This window comes from Devosia insulae DS-56, assembly GCF_000970465.2.
Lineage (GTDB): Bacteria > Pseudomonadota > Alphaproteobacteria > Rhizobiales > Devosiaceae > Devosia_A > Devosia_A insulae.
Genome location: NZ_LAJE02000323.1, coordinates 1 through 12,427, shown reverse-complemented (window position 1 = coordinate 12,427; position 12,427 = coordinate 1). Strand labels below are relative to the sequence as shown.

The following is a 12,427-nucleotide window of genomic DNA, read 5'->3' as shown; positions in this document are numbered from 1 at the left end:
GGAAACCATTAGGCTCAAATGGCATGGCAGGCTCCAAATCAAGTCTCGCAACTCGATTTTATGCCAGATCACCTGGCGGTGCCTGCCTTGCACCACCCCAAACAAACAAGAATCCCGGACACTAGTGCGCGAAGGCGGGGACCCAGTGGGATTTTTCAGCCGCAGCGGGCGCTGCGGCATCCCACTAGGTTCCCGCCTGCGCGGGAATGACGCCGGTGGTGACGTCTTGCGGTGGTGTGTGCGCTGCACACTACTCTCTCAATAACTCTGCCAGTCGCCCGGCGTCGCGCCACCACTCTGCGCCCGGTACCCAGTGCGCGCCTTCCCCGGCTCAGCCGCCGGCTTCGCCCGCACCCAGGGGCGCGACATCGCGGCATAGCGCCAGTCATCGGCGGCATGGTCTTCGGTGTCGGTGTCGAGATCTTCGGGGCGCGCCTGGTCGTGCTGCAGCATCGGGATGGTGCGGATCGAGTCGCGGCAGGTCGAAAAGCAATAGATCATCGGCCGGCCCGCGGGGTCGGGCTTGCCGTCCTCGTCGAGTGTCGTGCCGACGAAGCGCTGGCGCAGCATGTCCCAGCCGCCCATGGCGCCGCGCTGCGACACCCGCTTATTGTCGGCGCCGCGAAAGAAGATCCGCTTGTCGCCGGAGCCGAGCGTAATGCGGCTCGCAATCGAGGGCCCGCCATCCTCGGCAAAGGCCGCCGGGTCGAGCACGCCGAGCCCCACGGTTTCGGTCTCGCGCTGCGCGAGGCCCTTCCCCACCTGTTCGGCGGTGAGCTTCAGCCCCTTGTTGGGTTTGCCCGGCTCGCACCCATACCATTCGCGGTAGCGGATCAGCGCGCCGCGCGGCAGCAGTACGCCCGACACCGGGTGCCGGGTGTCGTCGCCGACAATCGCCCACCAGCCGAACGAAAACGGCCGGGCGCTGCCCCAGTCGCCGGAGCGGAATTTCGCCCAGTCCTCGGGGATGGCGAAGGGCTCGATGACATGCAGCCGCGCCTGCCAGCAATCGAAGAAGGCGCCATCGACAATGTCCCAGTCGCCATGCCGCATGGCGCGGATCAAGGCGGCGCTGCCCAGCCCCTCGAGCCGCGCCTCATAGGCCGGGTCCTCGGTGGTGAGCGTCGGATTGTCCTCGAGCCGCGCCGGAATGAACTGGCGCAGCATGCCGCCTTCCGCTGCCGCGGTGCGGTGGATTTCGAGCGGCGCGGCGGCGTCGATGAAGGTCACTTTGACGAACTGGTGCCCGACCCCACCGGGGTTGGCGCCGCAAAGGATGCGCGGGAACCGGCCGCGGTATTTTTCCGGCACCGCAATGCCGGTCATCCGCACGCGGTTGCGCAGGAAGCGGTAGATCACCTCGGTAAAATGGGTCAGCTCGTCGATCAACAGCACGTGGATCTCGGCGCCCTGGTACTTGAAGCGGTCCTTCTCGTCCTTGCAGTGGCAGAGATAGATTTTGCTGCCGTTCCAGAAGCGGATCTCGTCCTCGACAATGGTGACGAACCCGCATTCCACCCAGCCGGCGAGCAGCGCCCGAAAGCCCGACGGGCCTTCCATATGGTTCTTGCTCAAATCCTCGCGGATACGGCGAAACAGATAGACCTGGAGGCCCGCAATCTCGGCGCACCAGCTGATCGCCGCCTGCCGCATCAGATGCGATTTGCCACCCCCCGCCGCCCCGCCATAAAGCACCTCGGTCGCCGCCGACCCGAACGCCACCCACTGCTTGGGGTGCAGCGCAATGCGCAACGCCTCGGGGCGTTTCTGGCTAGTCGCTGCTCCCTTCGTCGCGCTGTTCGCTGCGGGCATTCTTGGGCATCCCCTCGAAGATAATGGTCGGCCGCATGCTGCCATCGGATGAACGATGGTCGACGGTGGCGTGCTTCGAATGCAGATACGGCGCCGCCTTATTGGCCGCATCCACCCGCTCGCTGCGCGTCGCGCTCTCGTCGCGCATGATCGAGAGGAGGAATTCGAGCGGAGTTTGAACGGGATCTGCGGGGGCGTTGCTCGGCCAGGTTGCATCCGTTCCGGGAGGCAGAACGGTGCTGGATTTGCTGTCGGCACGAGGCATAGGAGTTCCCTGACTACGAGCGCCCGACTGAGAGAGACGGCCCCCTCCCGGCCTCCCCCATGAAGGGGGAGGTGAAGAGTCGAGGCTCTGTCTTCGATCGTGCCCAGTGAACCAGCGGGGCACCTCCCCCTTTCATGGGGGAGGATGGGAGGGGGCCGTCTGCTTCAGTCATCGGGCGCGTCGAGCCGCCCCACCCAACATCGAGTGTGGGGCGCAAATGGCGGAAAGCCAACCAACCGGCGGGGCTCCAACCAACCCCAGCAATGTCCAGACGAGCAAACCACAAGCGGTGAGCGGGTCACGCCGATCGGCTCCCCGTCACCGTGGGCCCGGAGGCAACCCGCCGAAGCGTCCCCTCGCAGTCAGCCCACATAGAGGCGGCGAAAGCTCGCTGCCTGATGCTGAAGCTAGGGTGATTGCGGTGAGGGTGCAAGCGGTGCGATTGGCACTCACCACAGGGCTGTGGTGGCTGTGGCGAACGTCTGCCCGCTACCTCGCCCGCCCCGCATGCCACGCCTCAAACCCCGCCAGATCCAGCACGCCGTGGTCCATCACCGCCTCGTACACCAACGCGCTGGGGAGGCGCGGTTCGGTGCCGTCGCCCTTGGCGAGTTCGTGCTTGATGCCGAGGATGGTGCGCCGGTCCGCATCCGTCAGCCGCGGCAGCAGGGTGCGGAGGTGCGCCAGGTCGGGTTGGCGTTCGGGCTGGTCGACCAGCCAGATGTCAAAGGTCCAGTTGGCGCCCTCGGCGGTGCGGACAGCTAGCCCCAGGTAGAGCCCATCGGGGTAGTTCTGCGGCTCGGCGTTCCAGCTTCCGGCATCGTTGCGGAAGCGCACCCCGACCACGAGGTCAGTGCGCTGCATCAGCCGCGCCCCCAACTGCGCGAAGGCGGCGAGGGTGGCATCATCGAGCTTGCGGCAGCTCACCGTGATGTCGATGTCGCGGCGGACCATCAGGCCCAGCGCCGAACTGCCGACCCGGGTGGGCTGGCCGATCTCGCTGAGCGGCTCGACGAGACCGAGGGCCGCGACCACCGCATCGGCCTCCGCCTGCAACTGCTTCTGGGCAACCAGCAGATCATCCATCGCAATGTCCCTCGAGGCTCTCGAAACCGCTGCTGCTACAGCAACTCGGGCGCAAAGCCCAGCGCTCTACCGTTGGATCTCGCGGCCGACGACCTGCGTCCAAAGTATTAGCGAAAGACCGTGCCGTTATGCTTCACGCCCTGACTATTGCATTCGGCTATATGCTGATTGTCAGCAGTTATTCGGGCCGTCCAGTGATATTGCATCGCTTTGCCTGGTGAAATGGGGTGCTCAACTCTCGTCGCTGGTGGCCAGAATGCGGTTATGCTGCGCCAGCAACGCTGTTCTCAGAACGTTCCTGCCCTGAAAATCGTAATACGTCAGGCCATTCCCGGTATGTTCCCGGTACCAATTGCGCGCAGCGCGGCGTTTCACTTTCGCCTGCCATCAGCAGCCGCCGGGATCTCGAGGCCGCGGCCTTCGACTACCAGGCGATCGACACGCTGTTCCCGCACCCGGTCTATGGCCGGATGCGCTGGGTCAGCGTGATCACCCCCGAATCCACCTGGGCGCAATGCCGAGGCCTGCTTGAGGCGGCGCGCCAGCTGCGCGAGCGGCGGCCCGACAGCTGGTAGGTCCTCAGGCCTGGACGTCGTCTTGACATGAACAGACAGGTCTGTCTATCTACTGGCGATAGTAGCCGGCCCCGTGAGGCAACAGATGGCATCCCGCAAAACCACCCGCTCCGAGCCCACCGGCCTGCGCCAGTTCCTCAGCCTCGAGCGGCAGGCCGCCTGGCTCGAGGGCGAGCTGCTCGATGACGCCGATGAGCGCCAGGAATCGGTGGAGCTGCGCTTCAAGTATCTGCCGCGCTACCAGAAACTCCTCGGCCGGCCACAGGCGGCGGAGGTGCTGAAGCTCCTCAGCGTCTATGGCCGGGATTGCCTGCCGATGCCGCGCCGCACCGAGCGGTTCTGGTGGTCGGTGTCCTGCCTGCCGTCCACCTCCGACAAGCCGCTGGTGCGGGTCAATGCCAGCTGGATGGAGTTCTTCACCCTCTATGCCGATGAGGCCGGCGTACGCGGCCGGTTCATTCTCCACCTCTCAGATTTCACCAGCGACGGCTCGGTGACGCCGGAGCAGCTCGACGAGAGCCTGGTGGAGCAGGGCGCCCTCGCGCCGGAAGATGTCGGCTGGTTCTTCCCCAATGGAGCCGACATGTTCGGCATCAAGGTGCGCGGCGCCGCCTCGCTGCACAAGATGCTCGCCAGCCCACACCTGCTGCGCGCCATCCGCCGCTTCAACCTCACCCACATGAACCGCGGCCGCAACGCCTATCAGGCAAGCCACAGCTACAGCGTCGCCGATCATATGATCGGTGGGTGAGCGGGCTGGCCTTTCCGGTCACCGCTCCCAGCCATCAGGTCGCCGCTTCGCCGCCTTCAGCTTCCCGCTGCCGAGCGACGATGCGCTCAAAGCGGGGGTCATGGCGGAGCGACGCCAGGGCCCAGCTCTGCTCGAGCCAGCCGGCCTTGCCGTTCCAGTTGGTTTTGACCAGCCGCTCGAGTGCGGCGAGCGCATCATCCGGCCGGCCGGCGCAGCTGAAGGCTTGCGCCGCGCAGATCCCGAGGGTCGGCAGTTCGGCCGCGGCGGCTTCGAAATGCCTGGCGAGATCGAGCCACTGGCTTGTCTCGAGATCATCGAGGTTCTCGGCATCGAGATACGCGCCGAAGGCCTCATATTCGGCGACGATGGCAAAGCCGCTTCTCAGCGCCACGTGCAGCGATCCGGCATTCGATGCGAGGCAGTGCCAGCCCATCCGCGTGAGCCCGCGCCGCTGCGCCTCGGTGATGGCGCCGGCCACCGCCAGCCGGGCCAGGCCCTGTCGTCGGAAGCGTGGGTCGGTCCAGATCCCGACCTCGACCCGGTCGCCGACCACCATGTCCTCGTGGCAATGGGCAACCACGAGGTCGCCATCGACCACCTCCGCGCCAACCCCGTCGGCCATCGGCCGCACGGCGAAACGATCGGCAGAGGGCGTTGGGTGGTTAGCGACCGTGCCGAGATCGAGCGACAGCGTGACCCGTTGGTGGCGCCGCATGAAGCGGTGCGGCAGCACCCTGTCGATCACCGGCAGCCAGGCGTCATCGGGATAGAGGTAGGCGAAGGGATGGATCGCGCCGCGCAGCGCCGCCCAATCGAGCTCGGCAAACGGGGCGCCACCGAGATAGAGCCCCTCCGGCCCATCGAGCAGCACCGCGCGAGGCGAGGCGATGTCGTCGACGCGAACCCGCCCAGTTGCCGTGCCGGCCAGCACCGCCGGGACGCTGCCATGGCGTTCGGCGAGCCCCTCCAGCAGCGTCGCGACGCGCGGGTAGTCGGCGGGATCCAGCTCGGTGAACTCGTTCACCCGGTCACTCCTCTGCGGGAAGGTTGGCGATTAGCCCCCATGACAGGGCCAGTCGGCAAGGCAAAAAGCGAAGGCCCGCATCTGCCGCTCGCAGATCGTGACCGGTCAACGCCCGATTGCTGAACCGGGGATGATGTGGCACCGGTCTTCGAGGAGGGGAGTTCGACATGACCTTGGCAGAACCATTTCGGATCATCGCGCATCGTGGGGCGAGCGGCTATGCGCCCGAAAACACCATGGCGGCGTTCGAGCGCGCCGTGGCGATGGGGGCCACCGAAGTGGAGACCGATGTCGCCTTCACCAAAGACGGCCGTTTGCTGCTGTTCCACGACAACACGCTGGAGCGCACCACCGATGGCGCCGGGCTGCCGGAGGATTTCACGCTGGCCGAACTCCTGGAACTCGATGCCGGCTCCTGGCACGATCCGCGGCTCCACTGGGATCGCGATTATGCCGGCGAAAAGCTGATCACGCTCGAGCAGCTGCTCGACCGGTTCGGGACGAGGCTGACCTATCATATCGAGCTCAAAAAGCCGATGCCGGGGCTGCCCGAGGCGGTGGTCGCGGCGCTCGAGGCGCGTGGGTTGGTCGAGCACGCCTTCATCTTCTCGATCGTCGACGAGGCGGGGTTGCAGCGGGCCAAGGCGTTGGCGCCGCGCGTACGTATCGCCTGGGCGCCGGAGGAGCTGCTCGCTGCCGACCCGCGGGGCGCGGTGGAGCGCTGCGCCGCCAACGGCTTTTCGATGATCACCCTCAACGCCAGCAACCAGACGCGCGAGCTGGTGGAACTGGCGCACCGGCTCGGCATCGAAGCGCGGAGCTCGGGGATCTCGAGCCGCGAAAAGATGATCGCGGCCGCGGAACTGGGCTGCAACGGCATGACCATCAACTGGCCCGACTGGCTGCAGGACTATGTGCGGGAACAGCAGGCGGCGAGTGCGCAAGAATCGCAGTCGTGACCCTCTCCGCTTGCGGGGGAGGGGGTCCCATGCTCGGACGGTGCCACAGCGCCCCCTCGCCCCTTTGGGGAGAGGGCTGGGGTGAGGGGCGCCAAGCGCGCCGCACTAGGAACGCCAGCTATTGTCCGTTCGATCAGTGTGCTTGGCTACCCCTCACCCTAACCCTCTCCCCCCGGGGGCGCTATCGCGCCCCCTAGGAGGGGCGAGGGGACGTGCGCGGCGCCAGCAAAGGCCCCCGTCAAAAACTCCCACCAATCGGCGCACTCGCCTGATGCGACTGTCCATTCTCGGAGATGCGCCCGTCATAGCTCGCCCCAAGCGCCAACCCATCGGTCAGCTCGAACGCCAGCCTAGCGCCAACCCGGGCGCCCTCGCGGGCGGTTGAACGCGGCTTGCTCCGCAGGAGAAGGCAGGTGGCGAGGATCTCAGCCGACGCCAGATCTCCCAAAGTCATCACACAACATCGTTGAGCTTGTATGTTGACATGCTGGTGCCGGCTCCTCTACGACTTTGTGCCGAGGAGATTTCGTACTGCGAAACCGAGGAACGGCTGACAGCTCGTGCTGTCCGGCTGGGGGGGCAGTGCGTCCGGCAGGCCTCGATGAGCCAGGCAGACCTCGAGGTCGAGCGGCGCATCGAGCGACCGACTACAACAGGGAGGAAGACCAAATGTTTCAGATGACCAAACTGGCCGCGACCGCGATGGTCGCTGCCGCCATGATGATCGGTGGGGCCGCTGCCCAGACCGTCCTCGTCGCATCCGATACGCATCCGGATGGCTACCCCACCGTCGAAGCGGTGAAGTATTTTGGCCAGCTGGTCAGCGAGCGCACCGCCGGCCGCTATTCGGTCGATGTGAAGTTCGGCGCCCAGCTCGGGCAGGAGGCCGATACGGTGGAGCAGGTTCGCGCCGGCGCCATCGCCATCAACCGCACGTCGCTGGGGCCGTGGAACGGCCTCGTCAAGCAGACGATCGTGCCGTCGTTGCCCTATATCTTCAAGTCCACCGCCCATGCCCGCAGCGTGATGAGCGGCCCGGTCGGCGATGAGATCCTCGCCGCCTTCGAGCCCTACGGCGTCATCGGGCTCGCCTTCTACGATGGCGGTGCGCGCTCGTTCTACACCAGTGAGAAGCAGATCACCTCGGTAGCCGATCTCAAGGGGATGAAGCTGCGCACGATGCAGTCCGATATCTTCGTGGACATGATGGCGGCCTTCGGCGCCACCGCTACCCCGATGCCCTATGGCGAAGTCTATTCGGCCATCGAAACCGGCGTCGTCGACGGGGCCGAGAACAACTTCCCGAGCTACGACACCGCCAAGCACTCGGAAGTGGCCAAGTTCTACACGCTCGACGAACACCTGATCGTTCCCGAAGTGCTGGTCATCTCCAAGATGGTCTGGGACGGTATCAGCCCGGAAGACCAGGCGGTGATCCGCCAGGCCGCCAAGGACAGCGTCGCCAAGCAATATGAGCTGTGGGACGCCAAGGTCGCCGAGTCGCGCAAGATCGTCGAAGGTTCGGGTTCGACCATCGTCGAAGTCGCCGACAAGCAGGCCTTCGTCGACGCGGTGAAGCCGGTCTACGACAAGTATGCCGCCGATCCCGAGCTCAAGGCCCTGATCGAGAAGATCCAGGCCGCTGAGTAAGTATTGATCGGCGCCGGGGCGGCACGCGCCGCTCCGGCTGCCGTATTTCGCCGGGCCGCTTCGGCACGCGGCTGGGCCGGGGGAGGACGACTTGGCAGGTATCGACGATCTGACGGCGGCGCGGCCACGGCTGCGCAAACTGGGCAGGGCCCTGAGTGCGCTGAGCACGGCCGCTCTCTATCTGGCGGGGTTCTTTCTGGTGCTGATGACACTGTTCGTCGGCTGGCAGGTGTTCACCCGCTACGTGCTCAACTGGTCCAACGCCTGGACCGAGCCGGCCGCGGTGTTCCTGATGAGCTGGTTCATCTTTCTGGGCTCGGCCGTCGGCATCCGCGAGAACTACCATCTGGGCTTCGACGTGCTGCTCTATGTGCTGCCCAGGAGCGGCAAGAAGTACCTGCGCACCATTTCCGATCTCGTGGTGCTCGCCTTCGCCCTGGGCATGGTGGTCTACGGCATGCAGCTGGTGCTGCTGTCCTGGGCGGCGCGGATGCCGACGCTCGGCATCCCGGAAGGCGCCAAATACATCTCGGTGGTGGCGGGCGGGGCGCTGATCGTCATCTTCGCGCTGGAGCGCCTGGTGCTGCGCTGGTCGGGCGTCGATATCGATGCCGACGTCAATCTCGATCTCGATGCGGTGCCCGACGCCGGCACGGTCAAGGAGGTCTGAGATGGAACTCTGGGTGCTGTTCGGCACGTTCGTGCTGCTCATGCTGATCGGCACGCCGATCGCCTTCTGCCTCGGTGTGGCGGCCTTTGCCACGGCGCTCTACATGAAGCTGCCGCCGCTGGTGATCTTCCAGCAGCTCAACTCGGGCATGAACATCTTCACGCTGCTCGCCGTGCCGTTCTTCATCTATGCGGGCGACCTGATGGTCCGCGGCGGCATCGCGCAGCGCATCATCGATTTCGCCAGTTCGCTGATCGGCCATGTCCGCGGCGGCATGGGGCAGGTCAACATCGCCACGGCGACGCTGTTCGGCGGCATCTCCGGCTCGGCCGTGGCGGAAGCCGCGGCGGTCGGCGGGCTGATGATCCCGCAGATGAAGGCGCGCGGCTACGGTGCCGATTACGCCGTCAACGTCACCTCGATGGCGGCGCTGATCGCGCTGCTGATCCCGCCCAGCCACAACATGATCATCTATTCGATCTCGGCCGGCGGCAAGATCTCCATCGCCGACCTGTTCACCGCCGGCATCATCCCGGGGTTGCTGTTCGCCCTGGTGCTGATGCTCACCGCCTATGTCGTCGCCCGCAGGCGCGGCTATCCGACCGAGCCGTTTCCCGGTTTCCGCCGGGTGGGGTATCTGTTCCTCGTCTCGCTGCCCGGCCTGCTGCTGATCGCCATCATCTTCGGCGGCGTGCGCTCCGGCGTCTTCACCGCCTCCGAAAGTTCGTGCATCGCGGTGTTCTATGCGCTGCTGGTCACCGTGCTCGTCTACCGCCGCATGGGCTGGCGGGATTTCGTCCACGCCACCATGGGGGCCGTCCGCACCACCTCGATGGTGCTGCTGATCATCGGCACGGCCGCGGCATTCTCCTATCTCATGGCCCGGCTCAGCGTGCCGGCGTTGATGATCGACTTCCTCAACGATATCTCCAGCGATCCGCTGATGATCCTGCTGCTGCTCAATGTGCTGATGCTGCTGCTCGGCACCTTCATGGACATGGGGCCGATGATCATCATCACCACGCCGATCTTCCTGCCGGTGGTGCAGGCGTACGGCATCGACCCGGTGCATTTCGGCGTCATCATGATCCTGAACCTCGGGATCGGGCTCAATACGCCGCCGGTGGGGGCGGTGCAGTTCGTCGCCTGCGCGGTCGGCAAGATCACCGTCTGGCAGGCCATGCGCTCGATCTGGCCGTTCTACGGCGCGAGCCTCGTGGTCCTCGGCCTCGTGACCTACATCCCGGAGATCTCGCTCTGGCTGCCGCGTCTGTTCAGGGGCACATGAAGCATGGCATCCGACCTCCGCGCCCAGCCGCGCCAGAAACTCTCGATCCGCGTGGTGTCGACACTCAGGGCGCAACTGCTCGCAGGTGAAATTCCGCCGGGCCGGAAGCTGCCCACCGAGAACCAGCTCAGCGAACAGTTCGGCGTAAGCCGCACCGTGGTGCGCGAGGCCATCGCGACGCTGGCGGCCGATGGGCTGGTGCAGTCGCGGCAGGGGGCGGGGGTGTTCGTCGTCAACCACCCGACGGCCGGGCTCGGCATGCTGGCGGCCGAAATGGGCAGCCGGGTCTCCACCGCGCTCAACGTGCTCGAAGTGCGGCTCGGCATCGAGGTCGAATGCGCGGCGCTGGCGGCGCTGCGCCGCAACCCATCGCAGGAGGCGGTGATCCAGGAGGCGTTCTTCGAGTTCGAGCGGCTGCTGCGGCTCGACCAGCCGACCGGCCCGGCGGATTTTGCCTTCCATCGCGCCATCGCCGAAGCCACCAACAACCCGTTCTATGTCGAAATGCTCGACGCTCTGGGCAAGCGCACCATCCCCTGCGACGTCACTTCGCCCTGGACCACCGAGCTGGTGCAGAGCCTCGAGTACCAGCGTAGCCTGCAGCTCGAACACCACGCCATCCTGAGCGCCATTTCGGCCGGCGACACCGATGCCGCCCGCGCGGCGATGCGCGCTCACCTGTCGCGCAGTCAGGCTCGCTATCGCACGCGGTTGCATGAACGCACGGCGCATTACGCCATGACCACCAGGGATGACCAATGAACGACAGCCCAACCACCAGCCACCAGTCGCGCTGGGCCATCGACCCCGTTGCCGCGGCCCGCATGGGTACCGACGAACTCAGGCAGAACTTCCTGATCGAGAAGCTGTTCGTCCTCGGCGAGGCGAGGTTCACCTATTCTCACTACGACCGGATGATCGTCGGCGGGCTGGTGCCGGGCAGCGAGAAACTGCAGCTCGAGCCGATCCGGCCCACTGGCACCGGGAGCTTCCTCGAGCGGCGTGAACTGATCGCTGTCAACATCGGCGGCGCCGGCAGTATTGTCGCCGATGGCGAGCGTTTCGAGGTCGGCACGCGCGACATGGTTTACCTCGGGAGGGGGCTCAACGATGTCAGCTTCGCCTCGGACGACGGTTCGGCTCCGGCCAAGTTCTACATCCTCTCGGCGCCGGCGCATGCGAGCTACCCGGCGATGCTGCTGAAGATCGACCAGGCGAAACGGCTCGACCTCGGCACGCCCGAGACCTGCAACAAGCGCTCGATCTTCCAGTTCATCCACCCTGAGGCCAAGGTGCGCACCTGCCAGCTGGTGGTCGGGCTCACCACCTTCGCCCCCGGCTCGGTGTGGAACACCATGCCTTGCCACATCCACGACCGGCGCATGGAGGCCTACCTCTATTTCGACCTGCCGGAGACGGCGCGGGTCTTTCACATGATGGGAGAGCCGAGCGAGACCCGGCATCTGGTGGTCGCCAACGAGCAGGCCATCCTGTCGCCGGGCTGGTCGATCCATTCGGGCGTCGGCACGGCGAGCTACGCCTTCATCTGGGCCATGGCCGGCGACAATGTCGACTACACCGACATCGATGCGGTAGCGCTCGCGGATCTCCGATAATGGATCTCAGCGCCTTCTCGCTCAGTGGCCGCACGGTGCTGGTCACCGGCGCCAATACCGGCATCGGGCAGGGTATTGCGCTCGCCGCAGCCAAGGCGGGAGCCCGCGTCGTCGGCGTCGGCCGCTCCTCGCTCGATGAAACCGCGGCGCAGATCGCCGCCGTCGGCGGCACATTTGTGCCGGTGAGCTGCGATCTGAGTGACCTCGATGCGGCGCGGCAGATGCTGCGTGAGAGCTGGGCCACAACCCCCATCGATGCCCTGGTCAACAACGCCGGCATCATCCGCCGTGCCGATGCGGTGGACTATTCCGAGGCGGATTGGGACGACGTGCTGTCGCTCAACCTCAAGACGCTGTTCTTTCTGAGCCAGGAGTTCGCGCGGCTGGTGCTGGCTGCCGGCCGGCGCGGCAAGATCGTCAATGTCGCCTCGCTGCTGAGCTTTCAGGGCGGCATCCGCGTGCCGGCCTATACCGCCAGCAAGCACGGCGTCGCCGGGCTCACCCAGGCGCTCAGCAACGAGTGGGCCGGGCAGGGGATCAACGTCAACGCCATTGCGCCTGGCTATGTCGAGAGCAACAACACCACAGCGCTCCGCGCCGACCCCGACCGCTCGGCGTCGATCCTCAGCCGCATCCCCGCCGGCCGCTGGGGCCAGCCCGCCGATATCGGCGACGCCGCGGTATTCCTGCTGGCGCCGGCGTCCGTGCTGGCGCTTTGACACAGCTGCCGC

The 12,427-nt window shown here is 66.1% G+C and carries 13 protein-coding genes; 9 read left to right on the top strand and 4 right to left on the bottom strand.

The genetic code is table 11. The features are described 5' to 3' along the window. Positions 1-258: 258 nt before the first annotated feature. The 3 genes from VW23_RS21740 to VW23_RS21730 form a co-directional block, all read right to left on the bottom strand. Entirely contained in the window at positions 259-1,812 is a 1,554-nt protein-coding gene (locus VW23_RS21740) for a terminase large subunit domain-containing protein (RefSeq protein WP_069911589.1), read from the bottom strand. Next, entirely contained in the window at positions 1,772-2,077 is a 306-nt protein-coding gene (locus VW23_RS28680) for a hypothetical protein (RefSeq protein WP_141728440.1), read from the bottom strand. Before VW23_RS28680 ends, VW23_RS21740 begins: the two co-directional genes overlap by 41 nt. A gap of 489 nt (positions 2,078-2,566) precedes the next feature. Beyond that, a complete protein-coding gene (locus VW23_RS21730) occupies positions 2,567-3,163 on the bottom strand; it encodes a hypothetical protein (protein WP_069911587.1) in 597 nt (198 codons plus the stop codon). Between the two features lie 227 nt (positions 3,164-3,390). On the opposite strand from VW23_RS21730, the gene VW23_RS28675 reads away from it, so the two are divergent. Both VW23_RS28675 and VW23_RS21725 read left to right on the top strand, forming a co-directional pair. After that, positions 3,391-3,738 (top strand): DUF6194 family protein, encoded by a 348-nt coding sequence (locus tag VW23_RS28675; protein ID WP_141728439.1) that lies wholly within the window; start codon positions 3,391-3,393, stop codon positions 3,736-3,738. 85 nt (positions 3,739-3,823) lie between these two features. Then, positions 3,824-4,489 carry a hypothetical protein gene (locus VW23_RS21725; protein ID WP_069911586.1) on the top strand — a complete coding sequence of 222 codons (666 nt, stop codon included), beginning with the start codon at positions 3,824-3,826 and terminating at the stop codon, positions 4,487-4,489. A gap of 34 nt (positions 4,490-4,523) precedes the next feature. On the opposite strand, the gene VW23_RS21720 is transcribed toward VW23_RS21725, so the two are convergent. Beyond that, complete coding sequence (locus VW23_RS21720; protein WP_069911585.1) at positions 4,524-5,513, bottom strand: GNAT family N-acetyltransferase; 990 nt, start codon at positions 5,511-5,513, stop codon at positions 4,524-4,526. A gap of 167 nt (positions 5,514-5,680) precedes the next feature. On the opposite strand from VW23_RS21720, the gene VW23_RS21715 reads away from it, so the two are divergent. From VW23_RS21715 to kduD, 7 genes are all read left to right on the top strand, one after another. Then, complete coding sequence (locus VW23_RS21715) at positions 5,681-6,472, top strand: glycerophosphodiester phosphodiesterase (RefSeq protein ID WP_069911584.1); 792 nt, start codon at positions 5,681-5,683, stop codon at positions 6,470-6,472. 669 nt (positions 6,473-7,141) lie between these two features. Beyond that, on the top strand, positions 7,142-8,122 hold the full coding sequence (locus VW23_RS21705) for a TRAP transporter substrate-binding protein (protein WP_069911582.1): 981 nt from the start codon (positions 7,142-7,144) through the stop codon (positions 8,120-8,122). 91 nt (positions 8,123-8,213) lie between these two features. Continuing rightward, positions 8,214-8,792, top strand: a complete 579-nt coding sequence (locus tag VW23_RS21700; RefSeq protein ID WP_244513694.1) for a TRAP transporter small permease — start codon at positions 8,214-8,216, stop codon at positions 8,790-8,792. A gap of 1 nt (position 8,793) precedes the next feature. Then, a complete protein-coding gene (locus VW23_RS21695) occupies positions 8,794-10,080 on the top strand; it encodes a TRAP transporter large permease (protein ID WP_069911581.1) in 1,287 nt (428 codons plus the stop codon). Between the two features lie 3 nt (positions 10,081-10,083). Next, the gene (locus VW23_RS21690; protein ID WP_069911580.1) at positions 10,084-10,842 is read left to right on the top strand and encodes a FadR/GntR family transcriptional regulator; all 759 of its coding nucleotides are present in this window, start codon (positions 10,084-10,086) and stop codon (positions 10,840-10,842) included. Then, a complete protein-coding gene (gene kduI / locus VW23_RS21685) occupies positions 10,839-11,696 on the top strand; it encodes a 5-dehydro-4-deoxy-D-glucuronate isomerase (RefSeq protein WP_069911579.1) in 858 nt (285 codons plus the stop codon). The genes VW23_RS21690 and kduI overlap by 4 nt, the downstream gene beginning before the upstream one ends. Then, positions 11,696-12,415, top strand: a complete 720-nt coding sequence (gene kduD, locus VW23_RS21680) for a 2-dehydro-3-deoxy-D-gluconate 5-dehydrogenase KduD (RefSeq protein WP_069911578.1) — start codon at positions 11,696-11,698, stop codon at positions 12,413-12,415. Before kduI ends, kduD begins: the two co-directional genes overlap by 1 nt. Positions 12,416-12,427: the final 12 nt, after the last annotated feature.